At 39.2% G+C, this 3,227-nt stretch carries 5 protein-coding genes and 1 pseudogene; all 6 read left to right on the forward strand.

Annotated features, from left to right (window positions below; translation table 11 throughout):
- Positions 1–28 precede the first annotated feature (28 nt).
- Complete coding sequence (locus tag H1X92_RS15980; protein WP_255498959.1) at positions 29–163, forward strand: hypothetical protein; 135 nt, start codon at positions 29–31, stop codon at positions 161–163.
- 9 nt (positions 164–172) lie between these two features.
- Positions 173–322 (forward strand): hypothetical protein, encoded by a 150-nt coding sequence (locus tag H1X92_RS00030; RefSeq protein WP_180558291.1) that lies wholly within the window; start codon positions 173–175, stop codon positions 320–322.
- 298 nt (positions 323–620) lie between these two features.
- Complete coding sequence (locus H1X92_RS00040) at positions 621–1,301, forward strand: AAA family ATPase (protein ID WP_180558293.1); 681 nt, start codon at positions 621–623, stop codon at positions 1,299–1,301.
- Positions 1,298–1,858, forward strand: a complete 561-nt coding sequence (locus tag H1X92_RS00045; RefSeq protein ID WP_180558294.1) for a DUF669 domain-containing protein — start codon at positions 1,298–1,300, stop codon at positions 1,856–1,858. Before H1X92_RS00040 ends, H1X92_RS00045 begins: the two co-directional genes overlap by 4 nt.
- A gap of 215 nt (positions 1,859–2,073) precedes the next feature.
- Complete coding sequence (locus tag H1X92_RS00050) at positions 2,074–2,319, forward strand: hypothetical protein (protein WP_180558295.1); 246 nt, start codon at positions 2,074–2,076, stop codon at positions 2,317–2,319.
- 86 nt (positions 2,320–2,405) lie between these two features.
- A pseudogene (locus H1X92_RS16140) lies at positions 2,406–2,761 on the forward strand (KilA-N domain-containing protein); the annotation flags it as partial.
- Positions 2,762–3,227: the final 466 nt, after the last annotated feature.

The raw sequence follows: 3,227 nt of genomic DNA on the forward strand, positions 1-3,227 counted from the left end.
AATCTTCAATTAACCAGGAGCTAAAAACATGAACCAGCTTAAACAGCAGGAGCTGCGCTACGTCTTAAATAGTGACAGCTTCGCCCAAAAAGACAGCTTAAAAATTATCCCCACCGTGCTAATCATTGCGTTGGCAAGCCTCGTTTTATTGTTAGCAAGATAGGAATAACTCATGACTTTATTTGAATTAACTCAGTTGGTTAAGAAGCAAAGAAAAAGCAATGAGCTTAAGGAACATTACAAATATGAACATCAACGTGAGGTACTGGGGCAACAAAATGTTCCTGTTAGCTGGCAGGATTTTCGAGGAGATTTTACATGAAAATGCCGAGGCTAACGGATAAAAGGAGATGCCAATCAAAAGAAGACGCTATTGCCTATGCAATACAACAGATGGAGGCAACCAGGCAAGGAAAAGAACCATTGTCGCCATCGATGAAAGAAAAGCGTCNAGCAATGGAAATGTATGACAAAGAAGCAAAAGAGATTGAAAAACTAATAATTCAATCCTCGCCAAATACTTACAATCCTATATATGTTCAAAATAAAGAATACAATCCTTTCNTTGATCAAGAACTAAGAGATGGACCGTTAGGTGGAAAAATAAGAGGTGATTAGATATGGCGACCGCAACACTAATACTGGGTGAGTCAGGGACAGGAAAATCCGCTAGCCTTAGACATCTAAGCCCTGAAGAAACTTTATTAATCCAAACGTTAAAAAAACCTTTGCCGTTTAAATCAACTCAATGGCGAAATTGGGATCAAAAAGATGCCACAACCTCAATATTTGTCAGTGACTGTTGGCAATACATCATGAAAGCTATCGAAAAAGCCTCAAGTTACGAAAAAAAGATAGTTGTTATTGATGATTTTCAATATCTGATGGCAAATGAATTCATGCGCAGATCAGATGAAAAATCTTTCGATAAATTCACAGAAATAGGCGCTCACACATGGAATGTGATCAATGCGGCAGTAAAATCATCATCAGATGATCTAAGGATATATTTTCTCTCGCATACCGAAGAAACACCATTAGGTAAAGTCAAGATGAAAACAATTGGCAAAATGCTTGATGAAAAAATAACCGTTGAGGGCATGTTTACTATTGTACTGAAAACGNTAGTTAAGGATGGTCAATACTTATTTTCAACACAAAACAGCGGTTATGATACCGTCAAATCCCCAATGGGAATGTTTGAAACACCCGAAATTGAAAACGACATAAACGCAGTTGATACAGCGATTTGTGACTATTACAGCTTAAAAAAAACTAACATAACGGAGAAAACAGCATGAACCACAACATTATCTTTACCTACAGCNAGGAGTCAGCCTTATTAACCTATCAAGGGGGGTTCATTAATGAATCAGGCGCGTATGTGATCACAATTGCAGAGGCAAAATTAAGCAAAAGTGATAAAGGCGCTGAGTTTATTGAATTCTCAGGTGAATCGGAGGATGGCAGAAAAGTTAACTATCTNAGTATTTGTTGTAAGAAAAATGACGGCACGGTAAACCCTTTCGGTCAAAATATGGTCAATGCCATGATGGGATGCATTGGAATTCAGCGAGTAACCTCGGTTGNCCACAACAATAACCTGGTTGCGCCAGAATTCCATGGCAAAAAAGTAGGACTTGTTTTGCAAAAAGTTCTAAGAACGAAGAAAAATGGCGATGAAAGTTACAGCTTTGATATCCGTATGCCATTTGTAGCAAACACTGGACAAACGCTTTTAGAAAAAGTTGAAAACAAACCCGCACAAGCAGTTAAAAACTTGTTGCGCACTNTAAAAGATAGAGACGAGCGTAGACCAACNCATACGCCAGTAAATAATGAGTTTAATCNTTTNTAGACAAGGAGTTCCTACCATGTGGGTTTTAATCCTATCCATGTACGCCAGCCCTTACGCGTCAAATGACTTTGCAAGTGTTCATACTCAGGAATTTGACACTGAGAATATGTGCCAATTCGCCGCTAAACAGTTTGAGCGTGAATTTGAAACTTTCAAGGATATCAACGCAAAAGCAATTTGCATTAAGAAATAATCCAATGTTAAAAGGTTCAATCATGAAACTTAACATCATTAAATTACTAATCACAACATTTTTGTTTATCGGTGCAGCGTTTGCCTTTGAACTCATTGTTGGACATCTCGCGCACGCCGATGCCGTCATTGACCCGCAAATCAGGTTTAAACGTGGTGAATTAGGCAATATTCATTTAGGCGGACAAGAGCTACTGGTTATTGGTGTCATGCTGGTGCCAGCACTTATGATCATTTTGGGAGTATTTATCGATACTATGAAGAAGTAGTTGCAAAACAAGAAATCATTACCCACCCTAATCTATTCCACTTAATTAATACCCGTTCATCAATTTTAATATTGAAGGATAACTATATGCGAAATTTAACAAATGAACATTACCCTATCATTGCTGGCGTAGAAATCACGACAGACTCAGATGGTCGTTTCAACCTAAATGCGTTACATAAAGCCAGTGGCGGCAAGATGCTAAACGCCCTAAAACATGGCTTGAGACAAAACAAGCCAAAGAGTTAATTGAAGAGCTAAGGCAGAATTCCGCCTTAGGTCAAGAAGTAATCAAAGTTCAAAAAGGCGGCATAAATCCAGGCACTTTTGCTCATGAGCTGTTAGCCATTGAGTATGCTGGCTGGATTTCGCCAAAATTCAGATTGATGGTTAATCAAACCTTCCTGGATTACAAAACAGGAAGATTAGCTCCTGTCACCCCAACAACAGACTGGTTAGATAATCCTGCACAATTACGAAAAATGCTGATTAGCTATACCGAGCAAGTGGAAAAAATAAGCAGTGAGCGTGATGAAGCTATTAGAACAAAATCACAAATCAGCCGCACTCGTGAAGCTTCTGCAATGGGTAAACTCAGCGTTGCTACCCGTAAAAATCGGGAACTGACAGAACGATTGGGAGAAAGTGTTAAACATGCCACCATCACAGCTGTAAAGAATGCCACAGGGAAAGAATACAAATTTGCCCCACTTCGCAGATGGTGCCGTGAGAACCAGATGGAAGCAACCGAAGTGCCTGATATTCGTTATGGTCAGGTTAAGTCATGGCCTGCTGAATCATGGCTACAGGTATACGGTATCAATCTGAAATCGTTATTTGCTAATAGCCAACGTACTCACTAGAGATTGACCACTATTTGGTATTTCTGAATCACTCAAAAAAAGACCA

Source organism: Arsenophonus endosymbiont of Apis mellifera, from assembly GCF_903968575.1.
Lineage (GTDB): Bacteria > Pseudomonadota > Gammaproteobacteria > Enterobacterales > Enterobacteriaceae > Arsenophonus > Arsenophonus apicola.

Bases quoted from the DNA above. Each gene is read 5' to 3' on its own strand.
- H1X92_RS15980 (WP_255498959.1), top strand. From the start codon at position 29: ATGAACCAGCTTAAACAGCAGGAGCTGCGCTACGTCTTAAATAGTGAC.
- H1X92_RS00030 (WP_180558291.1), top strand. From the start codon at position 173: ATGACTTTATTTGAATTAACTCAGTTGGTTAAGAAGCAAAGAAAAAGC.
- H1X92_RS00050 (WP_180558295.1), top strand. From the start codon at position 2,074: ATGAAACTTAACATCATTAAATTACTAATCACAACATTTTTGTTTATC.